Below are 23005 nucleotides of genomic sequence, written 5' to 3'. Positions count from 1 at the left end.
GCTCACTCTTGCGATCCGCCCTCAAACCCCCGGATAGCGCCCCAACAGCCGCCCATCGCGCAGCGACCAGCAGCTCACCCCCCGCCACGCGCCGACCGCCAGCACCGCGCCATCCTCGGACACCGCGAGGCTCCCGATCGTGCCGTTCCCGGGCTCGATCACCAGCAGCTCCTCCCCGCTGCCCCGGTTGGTCACCCGCACCCGCTTCCCGGCGCTGATCAGCGCCCCACCGTCGGGGGTGGAGCACAGCGCGCTGACGTGGGCCTCATGCAGCTCGACCTCTGTGAGCTCGGTCCCATCGGCGTCCCAGACGACCACGCTGCCGTCGCGCCGCCCGGCGATCAAGTGATCCCCGCCCGGCGCCCAGCGCAGGACCTCCGCGCGCGGCCCCACGTGCCCGATCACCCGGTCCGTCGACAGATCGTCGACCGACCGCAGCGAGACCCGACCGGACCCGGCCAGCAGCGCGAGGCTGTCCCCGCTCGGGTGCACGGCCATCGCGGTCACGGGCGCAGCGAGTGTCGTGCTCGCTCGCGGGATCATCACCACGGGCTCGTCGCCGGGCCCAGGCTCGTAGGCCCACTCGTGTAGCTTGCGATCACGGTCGACGCTCAGCAGCAGATCTCGCCCAGGCACAACGGCGACCGCGCGGACCTCGGTCCGGTGAAAGCGCGCCCGGCCGAGCTCGCGCCGCCCGGCGAGATCCCACAGCAAGGTCGCGCCCTTGTAGGTGCCCAGCCACAGCCGGCCCCGCCCCCGATCGTGCGCGACGCAGCTCACCGAGGCGTGCCGCCGATCCTCCAGCGCCCAGCGAGGCGCGAGCGAGTCTGCCGAGAGCCCGCCGAGGGTCCGCCCGAGCACGTGGAGCTCGTCACCGCAAAACTCCAGCCAGCTCACCGACCCGCCGAGGCCGAGCTTCTCGACGCCGTCAGCAAAGCGGAACCACGGCCCGTCGCTTGTCGTCGCGGGCGCACGGCGGGGCTTGGGTGTCCCTTTGCGCGCTCGCTTGCGGCTCTTGCTCAGGCGCTTGGCCGCCCGGCCTTGCCGCTCGATCAGCTTTCGCCAGCGTCGCCACCCCTCGTAGCCAAGCTCAGTCTTGGCGCCGGGCGCGTGAACGTGGCCGAAACGAGCAAAACCCGCGGCCTCAGCGAATATGAGCGCGGCGGTCGTGACCATCGGCTTGGCTCCGCGGCTGACGATCTCCAGGGCATCAAAGCGCCCGCGCAGCGGCGCGAGCACCCGCTCGGCGTCCCTGAGGTGATAGTGGGCGGGTCCTCCGCTGATCACGGTGCTCACGCGCAGCAGCCGACGCTGGGGCTCGCGCACGAACTCGAGGGTCAAAAAGCTCATGTCGAGGCTCAGGCGCTCGAGCCTCGACCAGCCGTCCCCACCGTCGAAGGTGTCGAGCCACGCGGGCCACGGCGGCTCGCGCAGGTCGTAGCTCGGAAAGGGAAACGAGGACAGGCGAAAGGCCCGAAGCCGCCTGCCGAGCGGGGTCGAGAACAGCCACCCGAAGGCGTCGGGCTCCTTGCTCAGATCGTGCTGGTCGAGGTGCAGCCACAGCTCGCGCACACCCGAGAGCCAGCTCGCCTCGGCCTTCATCAAGTGCTCGAGCTCGAAGGGCGGGAGCTGGTCGACGAGGACCGGCCCGAGCCGCTCGATCCCGGACGCCGGGCCGAGGTGCTCGAGCAGCTCGCGCAGCTGCGCGAAGCCAAAACCCCCGGCCCGCCTCAGACCACGCATGCACGGATCCGTGAGCAGCGAGACGTTGTCGGTGTCGACCTCCCGGAAGGTCGCCCAGGCCTCGTTGCCGATCACGGCGCGCTGGGTCGCAGACTCGAACAAGACCTCGCCGTAGACCGGAAAGCCGCCCTCAAAGCGAACGCTCTTGCGCTCGATCACGCCGCCGAGATCCCCGAGCCAGCTGAGCTCGTGAGCGGCGAGGAGCTGGCGCTCGCGCTTGCTCGGGCGGCCGCCGTGCTCCTGGCGAGCGAGCTGCAGCTGGATGAACTCCCCGCGCGGATCCCCCTGAGACAAGAGCGCGTCAGCGCAGACGAGGCGGTGCTCGAGGGCGTCGGGGTTGGCGTAGACCTTGGCGAGCAGCTCCGACTCGAGCGACGGGGTGTCGCCCCGGACGAGCGCGGCCGGGGGCGCGGCGGCGAGCTCGGCGATGCGCTCGCGGAGCTTGGCGATCTGCTCGCGCTGCTCGGCGCTGGGCTCGGGCAGCTCGTTCGGGAGCTGGCGGAGCAGCTTCAGGGCGCGCTGGTGGAGCATCGGCCAAAACTGCGAGGCGCCGCCCACGGACCGCAGGCGCTGGTCGAGGATCGGGCGCAGGCGGACGTCGGGGGCCTGCTTGAGCCTGGCGAAGAGCTGGGCCCAGAGCGAGAAATTGGCGGCCGCGGTCACCGGTGGCTCGGCGATCATGCGCCCAAACGCCGCGCACATGCGCGGGTCGTCGGCGAAGGGCGCGAGCAGATCGAAGCGCTCACGGATCCGCTTGCCGAGCGGTCCGCGAAACAGACCCGGGATCAGGATCTCGAGCTCGTGGGCCGTCGCCCCGGCGGCGCGGGCGATCCAGGCGGCGTGGTAGTCGGGGTCGCCGAGCTCAGCGTCGATCGGCGTGAGCGCCCGGGTGATCTCGGCGCTGAGCGCCTCGACGAGCTCGGCGAGCTCGGGCCAGCGATGGTTGGCTCGCCACGCGACAACCAAGTGGTCGAGAGCTGCGACCCGGTCGGGTTCGCCCGCGAGGGCGCGCGCGGCCGCAGCGAGGTGATCCATGGCTACCCGTCGAGCCCGAACAGGCGCTCGGCGTTGGCGCCCATGCGCGCGCAGGGCAGGTGCTGAGTCCGGGCGTCGGTGATCGTCATGGCCGGGCTGATCGTCGTCGAGGTCAGCGAGGAGAAGCCGCGATGTTGCCACCGTCGACGGTCAGCACGCAGCCGGTCGTGCTGGGGGCGAGGGCGAGGTGGACGAAGGCCTCGGCGACGTCGTCGGCCGTGACCTCGCGCCGCAGCAGGTTCGACTCGAAGTAGGCGTCGACGTCGAGCCCGCGCGCGGCGGCGCGGCGCTCGACCTCGTCGGCCGACATCAAGCCGGTTCGGATCCGATCGGCGTTGACGGCGTTGGCCCGGATCCCGCGCGCGCCGCCCTCGAGCGCGTACTGCTTGGTCAAGGCCACGAGCGCGGCCTTGGGCAGGGCGTAGGGGCCAAACTTGGGGCCGGGGTTGAACGCGGCCTTGGACGCGTTGAAGAGCAAGAAGCCGCCCATGCCCTGGCGCTCGAACAGCGAGAAGGCCTCGGACGCGAGCCAGTGGTGGGCGAAGAAATTGACGGCGAAGCTGGCCTCGAGCAGCTGCGTGGGGCAGGTCGCGATGTCGGACTGCGGCGCGAACCCGGCGTTGGACACGACGCCGTCGAGGCCGCCGTAGGTCAAGGCGCAATTGTGAACGCTGCGGCGCAGGGCCTGCTCGTCGCTCACATCGACGATCTCGCTGGCGGCGTCGAGGGACTCGGCGAGCTCGGCGAGGCCCTCGGCCTCGCGATCGACGAGGTAGAGCGAGGCGCCAGCCCGAGCGAAGGCGCGGGCGGTCGCGGCTCCGATCCCCCCGGCGGCGCCGCTGACATAGACGATCCGTCCGTCGAGCGGGCGCGGCTTGTGCCTGCCGAGCTTGGCCTGCTCGAGGGACCAGTACTCCATGTCGAACAGGTCGGCCTCGGGCAGGGCCTGGTAGCGGCCGATCGCCTCGGCGGCCTCGATCACGTCGATCGTGTGCTCGTAGAGATCCGCGGCCACGCTCGCGGCCTTGAGCGAGGTCCCGACGCCGATCAGCGCGCCCGCGCCGGGCGCGAGGACGACCCGGGGATCGGGATCGAGGCCGGTGAACTCGCGCTCGGGGCGGGCCGCGCTCTGACGCTCGAAGTAGTCCCGATACGCCGCGCGAAAGGTGGCCAGGGCCTCGTCGATCGTGGCGGTGTGGCGCTGCGCCGGGACCTCGCGCAGGTCGAGGATCAGCGGGGTCGCCTTGGTCCGGATCACGTGGTCGGGGGTCACGGGGCCGCGCTGCGAGACCTCGGCGAGATCGTCACGGTCGAGGTAGCGCCGGATCGCCTCGCTGTGGCGGACGTCGAAGAAGTAGCGGCGCTCGCCCTCGCCGAGGCGCCCGCGCAACTCGGGGCCGAAGCGCGAGAGCTCGACGCGCTCTTGACTGGTGCTCGCGCTCGGGGCTTGTGCCTCGCGCCAGGTCCCGATGTAGCGCTCGGCCTGGTCGACGGCTCGGATGTGGCGCTCGTAGGACTCGCGGGCGGTCGCGCCCCAGGTGAACAGGCCGTGCTGCAAGAGCAGCAAGCCCTCGGCGCGGGGGTGCTGCGCGGCGACCTCGGCCGCGAGCTTCGAGAGCGCGAACCCGGGCATCACGTAGGGCACGAGCGCGAGGCGATCGCCAAACACCGCGCGACAGATCCGCTCCGCCTCGGGCTGATCCACGCAGGCGAGGATCGCGTCGGCGTGGGAGTGATCGATGAACTTGGCCGGCAAGAAGGCGTGGAGCAGGGTCTCGACCGAGGGGTTGGGCGCGCTGGCGTCGAGCAGGCGGGTGCGCTGGGCGTTGACCATGTCCTCGTCGCTCAGGGCGTCGAGCGAGCGCAGGGCGGTGAGCGTCGACAGGCGCACGGCCGGCAGCCCGGCGGGCTCGATGTCGCCGAGGTTCCAGCCGCTGCCCTTGACGCAGAGCACCTCGACGGTGGCGCCCGTGTCGTCGACGAGCTCTGTCTTGACCGAGGTGTTGCCGCCGCCGTGGAGCACCAGGCTCGGTTCACGGCCGATCAGGCGCGAGCTGTAGACGCGCAGGGCGACGTCCTCGTTGGAGTGGGGGGCGGTGGCGTAGCGCTCGACGTAGTCGCGCGCCTCCTCGTCGGACCAGCGGCTGTCCATGGCCCGGTGGTTGTACGTCCAAAAGCGCGCGGACGGGCGCGGTTGGCGAAAAATCGGGTGTAACCGCTTGTGTTGTAGCTGCGCACCTGCGCAGCTGGGCAGTCGACGAGGAGACCGTTTTTTTGCGGCTGCGATCGGGTGTCCGTACCTTGCGGGCACCGGCTGATGACCTGGCTCAACCGCATCCTGCTGGCCTTGTTCATCACGGCCGCGATCGCGTTCCTGCCCAGCTACGAGCACCTCGGAGCCGAAGATCTGGCCCGCGTGCGCGCTGAGCGAGACGCGCTGCAAGACGGCAACGCCGAGCTCCGCGACGAGATTCGCCTGCTCGAGGCCGAGGTCGACGCGCTCCACCGCGACCCAAGCGACGCGCGCTCGCACGAGCGCGTCGACACCGAGCTCGCCCGCATCGCGCGCGAGGACCTCAACATGATCAAGCCGGGCGAGCTGGTCTTCGAGCTCCATCGCCCGCGGACTGAGCTCGACGAGAGCACCGGAGACCAGCCATGACCGTACTCGCGCGGACCTTTTATCGGGCTCGGCGGCAGGCGACCGAGTGGTGGGGCCTGATCGTGGTCGTGGCCTTCGCGTACCTGATGGCCATGGGTCAGTTCTCGGCCAAGCGGCTGTGGGCGGGGGATCTGCTCGTGCTCACGGGCCTGGCGATCTACGCCGCGACGCTCGGGCGCGCGGTCATGCGCGAGCTCGGGCCCGTCGCAGGTGAGGCGCCGCGTCGGCGTGGCGGAGCCCGGGGCGCGGTCGAGGCCGCCCACGAGATCGAGCTCGGCCTCCTGCTGGTGACCGGGGCCTACATCTTGATCGTTGCGACCGGGGGGCTCGGCAGCTTCTTGTATCCGCTGATCTACGCGCTGGTCTCGTTCTTGTTGATCGTCAACAAGCGCCGCTGGGTCGCCGGGATCTGGCTCGCCGCGACCTGCATGCTCGAGGTGCTCGTCGGCTACGCGAGCGGTCGCGCGGGGCTCGAGGGGCACTGGGGCACCGTCGCGATTCACCTGATCTATCTGATGTTCTTCGCGGCCGGCAACTTGCTGGTCCTGTCGAGCCTCGCCCGCCGCCTCCGGGGCCAGCACGCCGAGTCGGTCAGCGCCGAGCTCGCGCGCGTGCGCCAGGAGGCCAGCGATTTTCGCCTGATCGCCTCGCAGCTCCCGCTCGCTAGCCGCGCGGTCCGCAGCCGCGAAGAAGAGGAGCTGCGCATGGCCCAGGGGGCCGTGCACGCGGTCCACGAGCAGCTGTTCTTCACGATCGACTTGCTGTGTGTGTCGCTCGATCTTCACACCGCGGCGCTGCTGTGGGTCGAGAACGACGACGAGGAGCGTCGTCCGGGCGAGCGCGTCGATCCTCGCAAGACCCCGCGCCTGGTCATCAAGGAGATGGCGACGGCGTCGGAGATGGTCCGCGACAACCCGATGATCGAGGCCCCGGGCGTGCTCGCGGCGGTCTTGCGCGACCCCAAGCCGCTGCGGCTCAAGTCCCTCGGCGGGCGCCGGGTGCCGCCTTACTACCAGGGCCCCGAGGCGATCACGGATCTGTGCGCGGTCCCGCTGACCGACGGCAAGGTCGTGCGCGGGTTCTTGTGCGCCGACCGGATCGACGATCGTCCGTTCACCGACCAGGAGCAGAGCGCGCTCGACAAGGCCGCGAGCCAGTGCCTGCGGATCATCGAGCAGGAGCGGGCGTTCGCGGCGGTCGAGCGCGGCAAGTACGAGCAGGAGCAGTTCTACTGCGCGAGCGAGCTGCTCAACCAGGCCCTGACCCTCGACGACGTCTACGCCAAGACCTTCGCCGCGCTCTCGGCCATGGCGCCCTACGAGCTCGCCGTGATCACGCGTCACGACGCGGGCGCGGGGATCCACGAGGTCATCGCGGTTCGCTGTCACGACCAGCTCGACCAGCAAGGCCTCAGCGAGCGCGACGTGAAGCACTGGCGCGCGCTGGCCGAGCACCTCGACGGCGGGCGCTTCCGCGACGGCGCGTGCCTGGTCTCGATGGCGATCAAGAACCGCCACCACATGCCCGCGACCGGCGACTACCCCGACACCTCGGTCGCCGTGTTCGATCCCAAGGCCAAGCTCGACAAGGCCCGCAGCGTGCTGGTCCTGCCGCTCGTGCGCGGTGAGCAGGTCCTGGGCACGGTCACCCTGGTCAGCTCGCGGGCCAAGGCCTACCCCCCGGCGGCGCGCGAGATGCTGCGGGTGATCAGCCACCAGGTCGGCGTCAGCCTCCAAAACGCCCGCATGTACCAGTCGATGGAGCAGCGCGCGACGACCGACGGCCTGACCGGGCTGACCAACCACCGCGCGTTCCAGGAGCGGCTCGAGCACCTCCACGCGCTCGCCGAGCGGACCGGGCAGAAGTTCTCGATCATCTTGACCGACATCGACCACTTCAAGAGCGTCAACGACACCTACGGCCACCCCGTGGGCGACGCGGTGCTCAAGCGGGTCGCCGCGATCTTCACCCAGCACGCGCGCAAGGTCGACATCGTCGCGCGCTACGGCGGCGAGGAGTTCGTGCTCGTGCTGCCCGACACCGACGGCGAGGGCGCGGCCGTGTTCGCCAACCGCCTCCGCGAGGAGATCGCGGCCCAGACCATGACCTCGGACAACGGCAGCTTCTCGGTCACGCTGTCGCTCGGTGTGGCCGAGTACCCGGGCGACGGGCTCGAGCGCCACGCGCTGATCGAGCGGGCCGACCAGGCGCTCTACTACTGCAAAGAGCACGGTCGCAACCGGGTGACCAAGGTCTGCGACTTGCCCTGACGCGGGGCGTGAAAACCTGGGATAATGGGCCATGGCCGCGCTGCGCTCGAGTCTGGGCCTGGGCTTCGTGCTCCTCGTGCTCCTCGTGCTCCTCGTCGGCGCCCAGGCCCACGCCTACGCCGATGAGGGCGAGGGCGACGCGCGCCCGGGCACCGAGCTGATCACCGCGCAGGTCCAGGCGCTCGAGACCCCGGCGGTCGAGCCCGGGCAGCGCGGGGAGCTGTCGCTGGTCCTGCTCGAGGCGCCCGAGCGGGATCTGCCGCTGGCCGTGCGCGTCGACGACAGCGCCCTCGAGCTGGTCGAGAATCGCCTCGGGTGGTCCGCGGTCGTCGACGCGCTCGCGCTCCAGCCCCGGGTGCGGGTCCCGTTCACGGCGCCGGCCGAGCCGGGGCGCTACGAGGTCCGCGCGAGCGTCGACTACTCGGTGTGCTCACCGCGATGGTGCCGGACCAAGCGCGGGGAGCTGCGCTGGAGCGTGCTCGTGTCCCCGCCCCGCTAGAACCCGACGCCCGCGCCTGGGAAGTGGACCCGCGAGTCGCCCCCGCCGCCACCCGCCGAGGTCCCGCGCGCGGGCCCGCGGCTGCCACACTCGAACTTGCGCCGCTCGTGGGCGATCAGGGCCGCGACCCCGTCGAGGCCCTCGCAGCAGGCCCCGGGCGCGAGCAGGTGCTCGCGTCGGGCCTCGGCCTCCCACTCGTGGCCGCTGAAGCCGAGCAGATCCGGGACCGGCAGCTCGACCGGCGCGTGCCCGGGGGCGAGGATGCCCTCGGCGGTCGCGGTCACCGGCGAGGGCCCGGTCGCGAGCATTCGGCGACCGCGGCCGTCGAGCACCAGTATCTGCTCGTAGGTCAGGCCAGCGTGGACCTCGGGCCAGACGAAGAGGTAGCGGAGCGGATCCTCGAGTCCGGGCAAGCGCGCGAAGCTCCCCGCGCCGAGCGGCGCCGGGAGCTCCTCGAGGGTGCCCTCGCGCGGGAACCGGGGCAGGACCAGGGCGCTGCGGATCGCCGTGTCGACGATCTGCTCGCCGCCGAACTTGTCCGACAGCGCGCGCGCGAGCGCGGTCACCCGGTCGACGAACTCCGCGGGCACGCCCTCGATCCCGTGCACGCGGCGGTCGGGGAAGCGGCCCGCGATGTAGCGACCGGTCCGCTCGGCGAGCGCGTCCCAGCTCTCGTCTGGCTGGGCCCGGAGCTCGTGGATCAGCCCATGCACGCGCAGGCGCAGGGGGTAGCCGTCGAGGGGCACGACCCGATGCAGCTCGACGTCGACCGCGAGCTGCAGCTGCGGGCCTTCGTTGGTGCCCGCTGCTCGGTAAGGATCGGGCTGGTCGGCCTCGACGTGGGTCTCGCGGACGAAGAGGTGGAGCACGTCGAAGTCGACCGGCGTCGCGCCGGCCGGCTCGGCCAGCGCGTCGATGTCCCGCCCCCGGCCGACGCGGTCGACAAAGCAGGGGGTCGCGTCGCGGCTTGCGAACACCGCGTCGTCGATCCCAGACCCGCGCAGGGCCCCGAGCACCCGCTCGACCGCGGCCGCGAGCCGCAGCCGGCGTTCCTCGGCCAGGCGCGTGGTGAACCCGAACAAGCTGGCCAGGCGCTCGAGCGCCCCAGCCCGCGGCTCGAGTGAGAGTAGGGCACGCGAGGACACGAACAGCTCGGCTTCGTAGAGCACGCTCCAAGCATGCCATCAAATGGCCGCCGACCTTCGAGTTCTGAGCTCATCCGCCACCCCATCGTCGACGGCTCCATCTCCTCCGCGGGAGACCGGGAGGGGGAGCGCTGGTGCTCGAGGAAGTCGACGCGGATGGGGGCTGTGGGAGGTCCTCGCGGTGGCCGTGGGCGGTGCTGCGCGGGCGGGTTGAGCTACGAGCTGAGCCAGGCTTCGATGGCGGGGTTGGGGCGGCCGTAGCTGACGATGGCGACGTCGAGATCCTGGGTTGGCGCGCGGGCGATGGCGTGGTCGAGGGCGTCGGTGATCCACGCGAGCTCGTTGCCGAAGGCGCCCCCGCCGAGGAGGGTCAAGAACACCTTGCGATTGCCTGTGGTCTGGGCGTTGAGGGCGGCGGCCCACAAGGTGGCCTCGTAGGAGGCTTCGAGAACCAGGCGGGCAAAGGGCTCCCACTCGCGGGCGCTGTGCGGGCTGTAGGCCACGGGCAGCGCTGAGCCATAGACCTGGGTGACAAGGTGGCCGGCGTCCTGGTGCGTGACCTCGACATCCCAGTGCACGCCGATGCGCAGGGTGCCTCGGAGGTTGTCGCGGTCGGCGTTGCTGGTGCCCGATAGCCGAGCGGCAAGCTCGTTAAGCCCGATGGGGGAGGCCAGGGCGTAGCCGTTTTGCATGGTCCACAGTCGGTCGCCGTGGTTGTCGAGGCGCTCGCCGAGCTCGGCCAGGCAGTCGATCTGCCGGTTCGCGGTTTGACCGAGCTGATCGCCGAGGGGCACGAAGTAGTTGCGATAGACGGTGCCGCCGCCAGCAGCGATGGCGCATGCCGGTCCCTGGGTGCGGTCGTACTCGTAGATGCCGATGCCTTGCTCGGGGGTGACGCGGGGACCGGTCATCTCGAGCAGATTGAACTGCGAGGCGGCCTGGAAGAGGGCGCCGGCGTTGGCAGGGTCGGCGTGTAGCGTCTGGACGTTGCCGACTTGCTCGCGGAGCTGCGAGCGGTTGCCGCCGCCCGCGAGCCCGAGTTGCGCGCCGCGTTCGCGTAGCTCGGCGAGAGCTAGGACCTCGAGGCGGCCGCATCCGACCTCGCGGCCGTTGGCTTTCGAGCGCAAGCGCTTGCCATCGAGCTCGAGCTGGGCGCGGACGGCGTCGGGGGTGCCATTTTCTGCGAAGCCGAGGAGGTCTTCGAACCACATGTGGCGATCATACGCGACCGGGCTGCCGGGACCGGCGTGGATGGTCGTTTGCTCGACGACCTCGACGACCTCAGCGACGAGCCCTAGGACTCGTCGGCCTGGACCACGCGCCCGCGCAGGTCGGCGTGCGGGTTGACGCGAGCTTCGGGCTCGGGCTCGGGCTCGGCCTCGCGCGCGCGCCGTTTCTTGCTGGCCTTGGCCTTGGGCTCCGACGGCACCCGCAACAGGCGCTCGCGCACGCGGGCGTGCTGGCGGGTCTTGTAGGCCACGTGGGACGACTCGCCCTCTTCGTTGGCCCGGGCCGTGGACCGGTCGATCAGCTGAAATTCAGCGAGCACGAACACGACGTTGCCGCGGGCGTTGTCGAGCAGTGAGCGCTCGACGAGGCCGTCGACGCGGACGGGCAGGTCGGCGATGAAGTTGATGACCCGGAAGTTGGCGCCGGAGAACTCGTTGGCGTCGGGCAGCCGGCCCTCGTCGGTGGTCAGCGGGCTCGGGCCGAGGCTCTCGAGCTCGTGGAGGTCGACGAGGGTGTTGACGGTCTGACCCGGGACCACGTAGTTGAACGGGATCAGCTTGCGCAGCATCGTGTGCAGCGTCGGGACCAGGTCTTCTTGATGCTTGACGATCAGCCGGAAGCGGAGGCGATCGAAGACCCGCGCCGCGCTGGTCTCACGCTTGATCAACATCTTGGTCAGCAGCGACCCTCGGGTCTTGCGGGACCACTGAAACTCCACGACCGGAGCACCGCTCGCGCGGAGCTGATCGAAGATCTCGAGCGCGCTGTGCTCGACGCTCTCGAACAGCTCGGAGTCGGCGAGCGCGAGCTGGGTTCGCAGCTCGCGGGCGTCGAGGTGATGGAGGATGTGCATGACCTTGAGCAGCACGCAGGCGCCACGCTGCTGCTTGTGCGTGCCGAGCGTGCCCGAGGCCATCAAGGGCAGCTCGATGAAGGGGGCGCCCTGCGCGACGTGCTCGTCGACGTGGAACTTGAGCACGTTGTGGAGGTAGTCGACCGCGTTGCCGCGCAGGGTCTCGATCCGCGCGCGGTCGCCCGCGTCGGCCCAGTCGAACCCGTTGAGGGCCAGGAGTCGGCGCGAGTCGGCCTCGGTCTCGAAGTCGAGGCGGTGCCAGTCGACCACCGACTCGCCCCGCAGCAACAGCCGCAGCTCGTTGGCGTCTTGCAGACCGAGCCCGGCCACCTCGGGCTCGGGCTCGGCCCGGCGCAAGGCCTCGGACACCGAGAAGGCTCCGAGCTTGCGCGACAGCTCGGCCTCGAGGGTCGCGGTGCCGGACGGCGGTGGTTCGAGCGGCTCAGTCATCAGTCGACCGGGTGGGCCGGTCGCTCTAGCTTAGACCAGTGAGCCGCATCACCGAGTGACAGACCGCTGAAAAATCAGCGGGCTGGGAGTGGGGGAGGCTGGGTGGCTCAGGTGGCCCGGCGCGTGAAGCGGAGGGTGCCGACGAGAAGGCCGATGGAGACGAGGGCGGCGGTGATGTTGCCGATGTATGCGAGGATCATCGTTTCTGCTCCGATTTGGGGGACGCCCGTGAGTTACCACGCTGGAGGAGATTCACCTACAAAGTAGCAGATGTAGGTGCTTGTCGGAGATCTTGCTCAGTCGGGGACGGGCGAGATAGGCGCAAGTTGCAGAAAGAAGCCCCAAGCGGGGGGTAGAACACGGTGCGGGACCTTGCCTCGCAGACGCGCCGGCCCCTTTAACACATTCCACAGGCTGCGAAAAGACTCGCGCACTTCGAGAAACGACCCAGGAACGGGAGTCGACACACGCGATGGACCCGGTGGGCTGGGGTGGGCCTAGCGATCGCCTCCGTGGCCCTCTTAAGGCACCGGGTTGCAGTCGATCCAGGCGAGGTCGGCGGCGTCGCGGGGCGCGAGCTTGGTGTTGGCGAAGCTGTAGTCGAGGGTCCCGACGATCGAGGTGAACGCGTCGCCGACCATGCACGCGTTGTCGAGCGCGGGGAAGTTGGTGTCGTTGACCCGGAGCCCGCCGGTGACCGTGAACTCGTCGTAGTCGTCGGGCGCGTCGGCATTTTGGACCGTGATCGCGACGTCGTCGACCTGCAGGAGCATGGCCTCGTAGGCCTCGGCCTGGGGCCCGCCGGTCGCGACGCTGGCCGGGTCGACGACCAGCGGTGAGAAGGGCAGGGGGTCGCCGCTGTCGACGATCACGACGCTGGGGTTGGTGAGCTCGACGAGGCCGAAGTACTCGACGTAGGTCCCGGTGATGTTGACGACGTCGCCGACCGCGAGCGCGGGCTGGTTGCCGCCGCTGAACACCGCGAGCCCGGTGTGGGGCTCCTGGGTCCCGGTCTCGGCCCAAAAGCCCACGTCCATCGGGCGGACCGCGGTCACGTAGAGGCCGTTGACGGTGACGGTGGTGTTCTCGGCCGGGTGGTCGGGGTGGCTCTCGTCGGCCAGGGCCTCGACGGCGATCGAGCAGGCGGCGAAGCCGGGGTTGGGCTCGGCGCAGCTGTCACACAGATCGCCGTGGCCGTCGGAGTCGGCGTCGGCCTGGTCGGCGTTTGGCTCGTAGGGGCAGTTGTCGACCCCGTTCGCAACGCCGTCGCCGTCGAAGTCGTTGGCGGCGTCGTCGTGGGTGCAGCTGTTGGTCTCGTCCTCGGGGCAGGGGTCGCAGACGTCGCCGAGGCCGTCGAGATCGTCGTCGGGCTGCTCGTCCCACAGGGGGACCGCGCCGGTCGAGAACACCGGGCTGAAGACCTCGGGGCACAGATCCATGTCGTTGGCGATGCCGTCGCCGTCGAGGTCGTCGGGGCTCGGTCCGTCGGGGAATTCGATCGGGCGCCAGGGCACGCAGCTGGGCTCGTCGGTCGGGACCTCGTCGGGGCAAAAGCCGAGGGGGTACTGGGCGACGGCGAGGACCTCGGCGAGGGTCGAGGTCGTGTCCTCGGCCACGCACGCGGCCTTGGCCTCGCCGCACACGTCGAGGGCCTCGCACGCGGCCCCGCCGACGGCGTCCGAGGCGACGAGCGCGGCGTCACCGTAGAGCGGCACGCCGCCGCGCAGGACCAGCGCGACGCTGGTCTCGTGGCCGCGCACGACCGCGCCGTGGGCCTCCTCGCCGTTCTTGGCGAAGATCGCAATGTCGGCGACGTAGCCGTCTTTGAGCATGCCGAGCCCGGCCTCAGCGCCGATCGCAAACGCGGCGTTGGTCGTGGCCATGTCCCACAGCTGCTTGTCGTTGAACTGGTCGCCGAAGTGGACGTCGTCGAGGTACTCGGCGCAGGCGAGCTCGCGGAGCATGTTCATCGAGCCCGAGGGCAGCCAGTCGGTGCCCAGGGCCAGGTTGACGCCGAGGGTGTCCATCAAGGTGACGGGCGCGGTCGCGCCGTAGAGCACGACGTTGGACCGCGGCGACCAGATGACCTGGGCCTTGTCGGCGGCGATCGTCTTGACCTCGTCGAGCGCGGCGCCGGTCGCGTGGACGATCGCGGTGTTGGCCTGGATCACGTCGGGGTTGATCCCGGTGCAGATCAGCTCGTTGTTGGCGTAGCGATCGATGCCCTCGCCGATGTGGGGCAGGTAGGCGTTCTCGCCGGCGACGTCGCCCTCGGTCGTCGGGTTGTTGCCGTAGTTGCAGGTCCCGTCTTGCTGGGTGCCGCTGGCGTCGTCGAGCGGGAAGGTGTCGGAGTTGGCGGCCTGAAGCGGCAGGCCCTCGTTGTCGGCCGAGTCGACGTTGCGCAGCAGGCCCCAGCGACCGCCGGCGCTGGCCGTCGAGGTCGCGCCGCCCATCACGAAGCGCAGCTCGGCGGCGACGACAGCCTCGGCCGGGGCGCCGCCCGAGTAGGGCAGGGGGGCGTGACCGTTGATGCCCTCGCGCCAGTCGTGGCGGTGCTCGTAGCGGTCGGGGCCGTCGCCGATCGGCCAGTTGTGCGCGTAGCTGATGTGATCGTGGGTGTTGATCAGCCCCGGGCTGACGACCGCGTCGGCGCAGGTGATCGTCGCGTCGATCGCCATCGGATCCGCCGCGCAGTCACAGCCGACGCAGGTGATGATCCCGTTCTCGACCAGGACGCCGCCGCCGTTGATGAAGGTGGTCTCGGGCCCGAGGACCTCGCCCTGGATCAACAAGGTGCCGCCGGCCTGACCCTCGGCCGTGCACACGCCCTCGACCGGGGGCTCGAGCGGGTTCATGCAGTCGACGACCGGCGGGAGGTCGCCGTCGCCGTCGCCGGGGTCGCCGTCGCCGTCGCCGGGGTCGCCGTCGCCGTCGCCGTCGCCGTCGCCGTCGCCCGTGTCGCCGTCACCGTCGCCGTCGCCCATGTCGCCGTCGCCCGTCTCACCGCCGGTGAAGGTGACGGTGACCTCGGCCGAGCAGGCCCCGGTCCAGGCGAGCGTCGAGGCGAGCAGCGCCGTCGTCAACAAAGAGGTGTTCGAGACCAGCGCGGGCTTGTGCATGATGAAATGAAGTGTCCTAAGGGGTGCTGACGCCGGGCGAGGCCGCGTCGAGGGACCAGCGCCAGTCGTCGAGGAGCACGAGCGCGTCGAACAGGTGCCCGCCCGCGTCCCAGACCGCGAAGCGAATGTCCATGTCCTCGCCGGGCTCGACGTTGCCCGACAGCTCGAGCCAGCCCGTGCCGCCGCCGACCGGAAAGTTGTTGCCGTTGCAGGAGTTGGCCCCGTCGATCGCGTCGAAGCCGGTCCCGGCCAGGAGCGCGGGTCCGTCGGGGCAGTCGTAGAACTCCTGGGGCAGATCGCCCTGGCAGCCGACGTTGCCGCTCTGGCAGACCCGAAACAGACCCGGCGCGGTCTTGAGGATGTTGAGCCCGACCGGCCACAGGTCCTGGCCGTCGTCGTAGACGGCGATGTTCTTGTCGCTCGGGTTGTCGCTCGAGTCGCTGTCGATCAGCGCGACGAAGAAGTCGTTGTACTCACTGCAGACCCACTCGGGGTACTCGGCGGTGAAGAAGAACATCCGGGTCGTGAACGAGCGCGCGTTGGTCGGGACCCGCACGCGCAGCGTGAGCATGACCGAGTCGTTGGCGTCGGTGTTGGCGGTCGGGTTGACGTCGTCGCACGAGGCCGGGAACTCGCCGCCGTTGGCCGCGATCCAGTCTTCGGGCGCGGGCACGGTCGTGCCCAGGTTCTGGCCGCCCTCGAAGTCGGCGAAGTTCGGTGAGGTCTGGCCGGGCGCGGCCGCGTTGCCGCTCGACAGGACCACGAGGCTGTCGCCGCCGCTCGGGCCGATGCCGTCGCCGAACGCGGGCCGGATCGAGCGCTGAACCGGGAGCGGCATGTTCTCGCCGTTGGCGAGGGTGAGCTCGGCCGAGATCACGCCCCAGCGGCGCTCGGCCAGCGGCGGGTCCTGGACCGTCGTCTGGCACAGCTCCATGGCCGCGGCGTAGTCGAGGGCGTCGCTCGAGTCGCTGGCCAGGTCCCCGTCGCAGCTCGGCTCGGGCTCGTCGATCTCGCCGTCGCAGTCGTCGTCGATCTGGTTGTCGGGGACCTCGAAGGCCCCGGGGTTGACGAGGTGGGCGTCGATGCAGCCGATGACCTCGTCGTCGCAGCAGTCGCCGTCGCAGGTGCCCCAGCCGTCGCCGTCCTGGTCGACGTCGACCAGGCTGCCGTCGCAGTCCTCGTCGATGTCGTTGCCGCAGACCTCGTCCTCCGGCAGGGTCTGGCTCAGGCACGGACCCCAGATGCCGTCCTCGCTGCAGGTCCGCGAGCCGGCCGCGCAGGCTCCGACGCCGGCGGTCCCGGGCGGGCCCTCGTAGCACTCGCCAGCGTCGCCGGGCTCGCACTCGGGGTAGCACATGCCGTCGGCCTCGTCGCAGACCGGCCCGTTGGGGTTGCCCTCGCACTCGGCGTCGCTCTCGCAGCCGCCCTCGGTCCCGTCGTTGTCGTCGTCGCTGGTGCCGGCCTCGAGGGTCGCGGCGATCGAGGTCGCGCTGTCGTTCGAGCTGGGTTGAGTGCAGCCGAGGAGGGAGACCGCGAGGACCGCGGTGAGGCGAGAGGTGGGCCGGGCGAGGTGGCGCATGAGGGTCGTCCTCAGTTGGAGACCAGATCGGCGCCGTCGCGTGGTTCGAGCTTGTAGTTGCTGAAGTTGTAGACGAGGACCCCGGTGATCGAGGTGTAGTTGGCGCCCATCGCCGGCTTCATCCAGTTGTCGAAGGAGAAGAACAGGTCGTCGACTCGGAGGCCCCCGGTGATCTCGAACTCGCCGAACTCGTCGGGCGCGTCGGGGTTCTCGTTGGTCACGGTCACGTCCTCGACCTGCACGAGCACGCTCTCCCAGTCCTCGGTCATCGAGCCGCCGTTGGCGATCGTCGCGGGGTCGGCGATGACCTCGGGCGCGGGCCCGGGGCCGCTGCCGTTGACGGTGACGCCCGAGGCGTCGGGGACCACGAGCTGGCTCATGTCGAAGAACTCTTCGTAGGTCCCGACGATCGTCACGTCGTCGCCGGGCGCGATCTGAAGCCCGGACATGTCGCCGAGGTGGACCTGAATGCCCGAGAACGCGCCGCCGTCGGGCTCCTGGACGAAGAACGAGGCCTCGCTCGAGTCGCTCCAGGTGAAGCCCGAGCTCACGACCACGTTCTCGACCAGGACCAGGGTGTCTTGGGGGACCATGCCCTGGCGGATGTCGTAGATCGCCGTGTCCTCCATCGGGGTCGGCGGGCCCATGTAGGTGTCGAGGTCGTCCGCGGACGCGGGCTGGAGCTTGAACTCGTCGAAGCTGTAGTGGAGCGAGCCCGTGATCGCGGCGTAGCTGCCCATGTTGGCGACGTCGGGCAGGGGGTCGACGAAGGCGTTGCCGACCAGCGCGTTGCCGGCGAGCAGGTACTGGCCGAAGCCGTCGTTGGCCTCCTCGATGACCGCGTCGTTGATGCGCACGCGCACGCCCTCCCACGACTCGGCGGCCGGGTTGTCGCGGGCGACGTCGGCGGCGTTGACCACGTCGGGGCCGGGCAGCTCGTCGAGCCCGACGCTGCCGACGACCGTGATGTCGCCGGGGTTCTTGATCACGATCTGCGACATGTCGAAGAACTCGGTGTACTCGCCGACGAGGTCGACGATGTCGCCGGGCTGGAGGGCCGTGGACATCACGACCTCGTCCCACAGGTAGAGCGAGATGCCCGACCACTCGCCCGCGCCCTGCTCCTCGACGAAGACCAGGCCGTCCTCGGCGTTGACGGGGGAGACGACGACCACGCTCTTGACGCTGACCTGGAGGCCCGCGGCCACGCTGCCGTCGGCGCCGCCTTGCTGGATCTCGTAGATCGTCATCTCGGTGCCGGTGCCGGTGCCGGTCCCGCCGTCGCCGTCGCCGGTGTTGGTGTCGCCGTCGCCGTCGCCGGCGTCGCCGGTCGTGTCGGCGTCGCCGGCCGTGTCGTCGCCGTTGATGAAGCCGACGCAGCCGGGGCCGGTCAGCGCGAGGCCGAGGAGCGCGGAGGGAAGAGCGAGTGAACGAAGCCAGTGGGTAGTCATGGGGAGATCGTCAGTTCAGCTCGGGCGTCGCCCAAGGCGATGCTCCGCTCATAGCAAAAGATGGGCAGGGGTCCCAGGCACGAGGTGGGGCAAAGCGCAGGGATCTCGCGGACCCGCGCGGCGCCGATCGCAGGATCTCGCCAGGAGGAGCCAGGCGGCTGCTAGTCACAGCTGACCGTCGCGCACGCGCCCCACATCCCGATCTCGGCCGTTTTGGCCTCGTTCTCGAGCGCCTGGTACTCAGCCAGGCGCGAGTCGCCGTTCGGAGAGATGTGGAGGATGCAGGCGAAGCCGTTTTCGAGCAGCGCACGGTTGATCTCTAGATCCTCGACGCTGACGTAGCCCAGCAGTCGCCCGTACTGGTCCCTGCACTCCTGGTCGTACTCGATCGTCACCGTGCGGCCGAGCACTTGCATCGAGTTGTAATCGCTGGCCTGCGACCCCCAGCACTCGTTTTTGCCATCAGTAATTTCCGGCGTGTTCACAAGGATGTAACGGACGCGATCTCCGGACTCGAGCACCATCGTGTCACCGTCGATCACGCGCTCGACGACGCCCGAGGTCGGGCCGCAGGGGTGCTCGGTGGTCTCCGAGCCCGTGCCCGAGTCGCTCTCGGACGCCTCGTCGTCGCCCCCGTCGGTCTCGGGCAGGAGCGGGCCGCCGAAGCCGAGGCAACCCACCGACGAGAGCGCGACGCTCGCGAGCAGCAGACTCAAACAGTGGGAGCGAAGCGATCGCACCAGGCGGTTGTGCCCGAGTCCCCGGCCGATGACCAGGCTGGAAACCGATCCGCAAGCGGGCTAGCGTGCTCCGGTGGCCGACAACGAGGAATCCGGGGACGAACGCGCCCCCGACGCACGAGAGCAAACCGAGCCGGGCGACGAGCGCGACCGCTCCTTTCGTCGCCTCGGAGACTCGTTGATCTCCAGCATCTGGGGCGACTCGAGCGCAGCGTTCAAGCGCGGCCAGGGTCTGGTCACCGGGGTGGCTCAGGGCACCAAAGAGGAGCTGGTCCGGATGATCTCGCACGAGGTCCGCGGCTTCCTCGACAAGATGGACGCCGCCGACCTCATGCAAGAGATCGTCTCGGGCCTCGTCATCGAGATGAAGACCGAGATCCGCTTTCGCCGCGACGACAGCGGCCGGATCGAGCCCGAGGTCCGGACCAGCGACACCAAGGTCGGCCACGAAGACGCGCGCCCGTCGAGGAAAGAGGCCCGCGCGGCCAAGAAGGAAGAGGCGGCCAAGCCCGGCAAGGCGGCCGCCCAGGACAAGGCCGAGGCGAACGGCGACGGCGAGCCTGCCTAGCCTTTTCGTACTCGTCTTCAAGGGGCCTTTCAAAAAGGCCCCTCGCTGCGGCGGCGAAGGCCCCTCCGCTCACCCCCTCGGCTCGTACTAGCTCTCGGCCCAACCGTAGGCCTGGCAGGCCTGGCTCTCGGCCTAAAGATTCGGAGGGTCGGCGCTGACGCTCCCGAGCGAGTCGTCCTCCTCGGTGTCATCCTTGCTCTTGTTGTCGTCCTCCTCGGGCAGCACCCGATGGGCGACGAACTTGGCCAGCTCCGAGCCGATGCGAAGGCCGAAGCCGGTGATGATTGCGCGAACGAGTAGCTGCCTCATTGTGGACCAATTGTGACACAGGTCGGCGTGCCGCTCGACGTCAGCACGCCGACACACTCCAAGGCCGCGATCGTCGCCTGGAGCTCGGCCCGGATCGCTTCGGGCGTCGCGGGGTCGTCGAGGGCCTGCTCGATCCTGGCGACCCGGGGCATCCAGCGCTCGTGAGTCGCCTCGTCGAGCTCGACCTGCGCGGGGGTCAAGGCCTGAGCTTCGTCGCGCAGGGCTTGGACGCCCGCGAGCGCGTCGGGATCGACCGGGGGCGCGGGAGCGAGCTCCGCGTCTTGAACCCCGCTCGGCGCGGGCGCCTGCGACCCGAGCGCGAGGCTGGCCCCGACGCCGAGGCCGACAGCCACCACGAGCGCCAGCGGGTTGCGCCAGACCGGGACCCCGAGGTCGGTCGCTCGGCGGGGCCCGCGGCGGCGCTCGACCCCACCATGGCGATCGGCCCCGCGTGGATCCCGGCGGTCTCGCTTGCCTCGTCGCTCACCCGGAGCCCGGGGATCGGTCTCCCGGCCCGCCGAGGGGCCGATCTCCGAGCCCGGCCGAAATCGGTGATTTTTTGCTCCCCTGCCCACTCATCCAGCATCCTACGTCTGCGCCGTCGTTCGCCAGTTCTCGGCAACTTGGCCGACCGACCGACCGACGGGGCACGCGACCTCTCGACGGCTTGACCTCGACCGCGACATTCCATACACATGTTCAGTGCTGAGCGCTTGTGCGCTTGGCTCGATCCCAGCCGGACCTCCGCACACGGAGCCGGCCCCGCGATCAGGTCTCATGTCGAGGCCTGGCCAACCCTGGGGGAAGACAGTGCGACAGCCACTCACCGCACGGCAGCGCGAAGCGCTCGATTTTATCACCTACTGCCTCGACGAGCGCGGGTATCCGCCGACCCTTCGGGAGATCGGCGAGCACATGGGCATCCGCTCCACGAACGGCGTCAACGACCACCTCAAGGCGCTCGAGCGCAAGGGCTACCTCGTCCGCGAGGAGCTCAAGAGTCGCGCGCTGCGTCCCGTGGATCTCGACGACGCCAAGATCTCGATCCCGATCGTCGGTCAGGTCGCTGCTGGTCAGCCGATCCTCGCCCAGGAGAACATCTCCGACCGCGTGACCGTGGATCGCTTCTTCGTCGGCAAGGCGCCCTCGAAGGAGGTCTTCGGGCTCGTGATCCGCGGCGACTCGATGATCGACGACGGGATCTACGACGGCGACTACATCTTCGTTCGCAAGCAGTCGACCGCCGAAAACGGCGAGATCGTCGTCGCGATGATCGAGGGTGAGGCGACCTGCAAGCGCATCTTCCACGAGGGCGACCGTGTGCGCCTTCAGCCGGCCAACGCCACCATGTCTCCGATCTACGTCCATCGGTCCGAGTTTCGAGCGATCGACATCGTCGGCAAGGTCGTCGGCGTCTACCGCCGCATGCACTGAACGCCCGCCCGGCGCCCAATCCGGCGTCCGGGGCGCATCCGACCTCCGGGGAAGGCGTCGCTAGCCGGTCTGCACCGGTTTGGGGCGACGTGCGTCCCAGCACTGGCGCGGAGGTCGACCATGGGCTTCCCTGCTAGTCTCAGGCGTGGCCCACCGGGTCTCACAGCAGCTCTCATCTCGTCGCCGCGGCGTACCCATCGCTGTGGCGATTGGGTTGTTGCTGCTGTCGAGCGTGGCCAACTTCGCCGTCGTCGGCGGCGCGGTCACGATGCTCGAGACCGAGCCCTTCGAGCCCAAACAAGAAGAGCTGCTGATCGTCGAGCTGACCGAGCCGGAGCCGCTGCCCCCCGAGTTGGAGCCGGAGCTCGAGCCCGAGATCGAAGAGGAGCCCAAGCCCGAGCCGCCGGACTGGAAGCTCGTCGAGCCCGAGCCCGAGCCGGAGCCGGAGCTCGAGCCCGAACCGGAGCCCGAGCCCGAGCCGGCCCCCGAAGAGCCCGAGGACGAGCTCCCGCAGGAGGTCGAGCTCGACCTCAACAACATGAAGATGGTCGAGCAGCTCGACGAGTTCGACGACAGCGAGACCAACGAAGACGCCGACTACCTGTCCAACATCGATCGCAAGGTCACCGAGCAGACCCGGGCCGAGATCACCAACCTCAGCCAGGACGCGCTCGAGGCCCAGGCCAGCCAGGTCGAGCCCAGCGAGAACCCCGAGCGGGGCACCGCGGCCGAAGACGAGATCCGCCAGACCGAGACCCAGCGCAGCGCGGTCGCGCGTCAGGCCCCCGACGTGCGGCCCGAAGAGCAGGAGCTGCGGCCCCAGCAAGACGATCCCAAGCCCGAGTCGATGCTCGCAACCCGCGAGCTCGCCCCGCTCGAGCACAGCGAGGCGATGGAGGCCCGTGAAGAGCTGGCGATCGAGGCCGAAGATGGCGTCGTCGAGGTCGCGCAGCTCGAGTCGGCCAGCGTGCTCCCGCGCGATCAGCAGGCCAAGATCATGCGCCGGGACCCGCGCTATCAGTTCAAGCTGTCCCAGCGCGAGATGGACGCGGTGTTCGGCGAAGACCGCAACGCGCCCCGCAACGTCGAGTCCCTCGAGCTGAGCAAGAACGAGGGCATGTGGGACGACGCGCGCAAGGCCTACCAGTCGCCGCTCGAGAACATGGTGCCCGAGGTCAAGGTCGGCAATCAGACCGCCCTCAACTCGCGCAAGCACCCCTTCGCCCGCTACATCGCCGCGATGCACCGGGGCATCCACGAGGCCTGGGGCTTCGGCTACCTCGAGGCCCTCGACAGCCGCCCCGCGAGCCACCCGCTCAACGATCTCAACCTGTGGACCAAGGTCGAGATCGTGCTCAACGGCGACGGCACGGTCGACAAGGTCCGGACCGTCCACCACTCGGGCAACTCTTCGTTCGACGCGGCCGCGCGCGAGGTCGTGTTCGCAACCGGGCCGTACCCCAACCCGCCCAAGTCGATCCGCAGCGGCAACGGCAAGATCTACATGCACTGGGCCTTTCACCGCAACGAGCGCGCGTGCGGGACCTTCGGCGCCCAGCCCTACATCCTCGACAACGCGGGCGCTGGCGACATCCCCGACGCGCACTCCGAGGTGCATCTGCACGGCGGCGGCGGCTCGCACGAGAGCGAGCAGCCCCGCGCGCTGATCCGCAACGATGGCTCGCCAAACCCGGTCGGCGCCGCGGGTGAGGGCCAGACCGAGCAGCTGCGCCGCGGGGGCGAGGGCGCGGGCATGTCCGCGACGCCCGAGGGCCCGACGCGGCCGCCACCTGGGCCCGCCGAACCCAGCCCGGGCAGCGCGTCGGCCCCCGAGGGTCCGCGCGGGCCGGTCGTCGCGCCTGGCGGTCGCGGTTCGGGTGGGTTTGGTCGCGGCGGGACCGGGGCCCCCGGAGCGGGC

At 70.1% G+C, this 23005-nt stretch carries 17 protein-coding genes; 6 read left to right on the top strand and 11 right to left on the bottom strand.

Going from position 1 to position 23005, the window contains the following annotated elements; genetic code table 11:
- Positions 1–21 precede the first annotated feature (21 nt).
- Together ENSA5_RS19375 and ENSA5_RS19370 are read right to left on the bottom strand one after the other, a co-directional pair.
- Entirely contained in the window at positions 22–2778 is a 2757-nt protein-coding gene (locus ENSA5_RS19375; protein WP_106393167.1) for a TIGR02996 domain-containing protein, read from the bottom strand.
- Positions 2779–2890: 112 nt separating this feature from the next.
- Positions 2891–4930 carry a bifunctional aldolase/short-chain dehydrogenase gene (locus ENSA5_RS19370; protein ID WP_106393166.1) on the bottom strand — a complete coding sequence of 680 codons (2040 nt, stop codon included), beginning with the start codon at positions 4928–4930 and terminating at the stop codon, positions 2891–2893.
- A 165-nt stretch (positions 4931–5095) separates the two neighbouring features.
- Between ENSA5_RS19370 and ENSA5_RS19365 the strand changes: the two genes are divergently transcribed.
- The 3 genes from ENSA5_RS19365 to ENSA5_RS19355 are packed head-to-tail and all read left to right on the top strand — an operon-like array spanning position 5096 to position 8209.
- Positions 5096–5440, top strand: coding sequence for an FtsB family cell division protein (locus ENSA5_RS19365; RefSeq protein ID WP_106393165.1), 345 nt, complete (start codon positions 5096–5098; stop codon positions 5438–5440).
- Positions 5437–7710, top strand: a complete 2274-nt coding sequence (locus ENSA5_RS19360) for a sensor domain-containing diguanylate cyclase (RefSeq protein WP_106393164.1) — start codon at positions 5437–5439, stop codon at positions 7708–7710. Before ENSA5_RS19365 ends, ENSA5_RS19360 begins: the two co-directional genes overlap by 4 nt.
- A 31-nt stretch (positions 7711–7741) precedes the next feature.
- Positions 7742–8209: a hypothetical protein gene (locus tag ENSA5_RS19355; RefSeq protein ID WP_106393163.1), complete on the top strand. Its 468-nt coding sequence runs from the start codon at positions 7742–7744 to the stop codon at positions 8207–8209.
- Here the strand turns inward: ENSA5_RS19355 and ENSA5_RS19350 are convergent.
- From ENSA5_RS19350 to ENSA5_RS19320, 7 genes are all read right to left on the bottom strand, one after another.
- A complete protein-coding gene (locus ENSA5_RS19350) occupies positions 8206–9378 on the bottom strand; it encodes a hypothetical protein (RefSeq protein ID WP_106393162.1) in 1173 nt (390 codons plus the stop codon). The two genes, ENSA5_RS19355 and ENSA5_RS19350, sit on opposite strands and share 4 nt — an antisense overlap.
- Positions 9379–9569: 191 nt before the next feature.
- Positions 9570–10565: a hypothetical protein gene (locus ENSA5_RS19345; protein WP_106393161.1), complete on the bottom strand. Its 996-nt coding sequence runs from the start codon at positions 10563–10565 to the stop codon at positions 9570–9572.
- 83 nt (positions 10566–10648) lie between these two features.
- On the bottom strand, positions 10649–11887 hold the full coding sequence (locus ENSA5_RS19340) for a TIGR04552 family protein (protein ID WP_106393160.1): 1239 nt from the start codon (positions 11885–11887) through the stop codon (positions 10649–10651).
- 521 nt (positions 11888–12408) lie between these two features.
- Positions 12409–15006 carry an amidohydrolase family protein gene (locus tag ENSA5_RS19335; RefSeq protein WP_181197935.1) on the bottom strand — a complete coding sequence of 866 codons (2598 nt, stop codon included), beginning with the start codon at positions 15004–15006 and terminating at the stop codon, positions 12409–12411.
- Positions 15007–15022: 16 nt separating this feature from the next.
- The gene (locus ENSA5_RS19330; RefSeq protein WP_106393158.1) at positions 15023–16585 is read right to left on the bottom strand and encodes a choice-of-anchor L domain-containing protein; all 1563 of its coding nucleotides are present in this window, start codon (positions 16583–16585) and stop codon (positions 15023–15025) included.
- Between the two features lie 11 nt (positions 16586–16596).
- On the bottom strand, positions 16597–18036 hold the full coding sequence (locus tag ENSA5_RS19325) for a single stranded DNA-binding domain-containing protein (RefSeq protein ID WP_106393157.1): 1440 nt from the start codon (positions 18034–18036) through the stop codon (positions 16597–16599).
- 161 nt (positions 18037–18197) lie between these two features.
- Complete coding sequence (locus ENSA5_RS19320) at positions 18198–18752, bottom strand: thermonuclease family protein (RefSeq protein ID WP_258182929.1); 555 nt, start codon at positions 18750–18752, stop codon at positions 18198–18200.
- 97 nt (positions 18753–18849) lie between these two features.
- Here ENSA5_RS19320 and ENSA5_RS19315 point away from each other — a divergent pair, with 97 nt between their 5' ends.
- Positions 18850–19344 carry a hypothetical protein gene (locus tag ENSA5_RS19315; RefSeq protein ID WP_106393156.1) on the top strand — a complete coding sequence of 165 codons (495 nt, stop codon included), beginning with the start codon at positions 18850–18852 and terminating at the stop codon, positions 19342–19344.
- 132 nt (positions 19345–19476) lie between these two features.
- Here the strand turns inward: ENSA5_RS19315 and ENSA5_RS37870 are convergent, their stop codons facing one another.
- A complete protein-coding gene (locus ENSA5_RS37870) occupies positions 19477–19653 on the bottom strand; it encodes a hypothetical protein (protein WP_181197934.1) in 177 nt (58 codons plus the stop codon).
- A complete protein-coding gene (locus ENSA5_RS36115) occupies positions 19650–20228 on the bottom strand; it encodes a hypothetical protein (protein ID WP_146155878.1) in 579 nt (192 codons plus the stop codon). Before ENSA5_RS36115 ends, ENSA5_RS37870 begins: the two co-directional genes overlap by 4 nt.
- 235 nt (positions 20229–20463) lie before the next feature.
- Between ENSA5_RS36115 and lexA the strand changes: the two genes are divergently transcribed.
- On the top strand, positions 20464–21087 hold the full coding sequence (gene lexA, locus ENSA5_RS19305) for a transcriptional repressor LexA (RefSeq protein ID WP_258182928.1): 624 nt from the start codon (positions 20464–20466) through the stop codon (positions 21085–21087).
- A gap of 202 nt (positions 21088–21289) precedes the next feature.
- The coding region (locus ENSA5_RS19300; RefSeq protein WP_181197933.1) for a TonB family protein at positions 21290–23005 on the top strand (1716 nt) is incomplete at its 3' end.

The organism is Enhygromyxa salina (genome assembly GCF_002994615.1).
Taxonomy (GTDB): domain Bacteria; phylum Myxococcota_A; class Polyangia; order Nannocystales; family Nannocystaceae; genus Plesiocystis; species Plesiocystis salina_A.
This window is presented reverse-complemented; position numbering and strand designations above follow the sequence as displayed.

What these genes read in the sequence shown, in the direction of transcription:
- ENSA5_RS37870 (WP_181197934.1), bottom strand. Translation starts at nt 19,653, where the DNA reads ATGAGGCAGCTACTCGTTCGCGCAATCATCACCGGCTTCGGCCTTCGC.
- ENSA5_RS19360 (WP_106393164.1), top strand. Translation starts at nt 5,437, where the DNA reads ATGACCGTACTCGCGCGGACCTTTTATCGGGCTCGGCGGCAGGCGACC.
- ENSA5_RS19340 (WP_106393160.1), bottom strand. Translation starts at nt 11,887, where the DNA reads ATGACTGAGCCGCTCGAACCACCGCCGTCCGGCACCGCGACCCTCGAG.
- ENSA5_RS19375 (WP_106393167.1), bottom strand. Translation starts at nt 2,778, where the DNA reads ATGGATCACCTCGCTGCGGCCGCGCGCGCCCTCGCGGGCGAACCCGAC.
- ENSA5_RS19370 (WP_106393166.1), bottom strand. Translation starts at nt 4,930, where the DNA reads ATGGACAGCCGCTGGTCCGACGAGGAGGCGCGCGACTACGTCGAGCGC.
- ENSA5_RS19365 (WP_106393165.1), top strand. Translation starts at nt 5,096, where the DNA reads ATGACCTGGCTCAACCGCATCCTGCTGGCCTTGTTCATCACGGCCGCG.
- ENSA5_RS19355 (WP_106393163.1), top strand. Translation starts at nt 7,742, where the DNA reads ATGGCCGCGCTGCGCTCGAGTCTGGGCCTGGGCTTCGTGCTCCTCGTG.
- ENSA5_RS19335 (WP_181197935.1), bottom strand. Translation starts at nt 15,006, where the DNA reads ATGCACAAGCCCGCGCTGGTCTCGAACACCTCTTTGTTGACGACGGCG.
- ENSA5_RS19345 (WP_106393161.1), bottom strand. Translation starts at nt 10,565, where the DNA reads ATGTGGTTCGAAGACCTCCTCGGCTTCGCAGAAAATGGCACCCCCGAC.
- ENSA5_RS19330 (WP_106393158.1), bottom strand. Translation starts at nt 16,585, where the DNA reads ATGCGCCACCTCGCCCGGCCCACCTCTCGCCTCACCGCGGTCCTCGCG.
- ENSA5_RS19325 (WP_106393157.1), bottom strand. Translation starts at nt 18,036, where the DNA reads ATGACTACCCACTGGCTTCGTTCACTCGCTCTTCCCTCCGCGCTCCTC.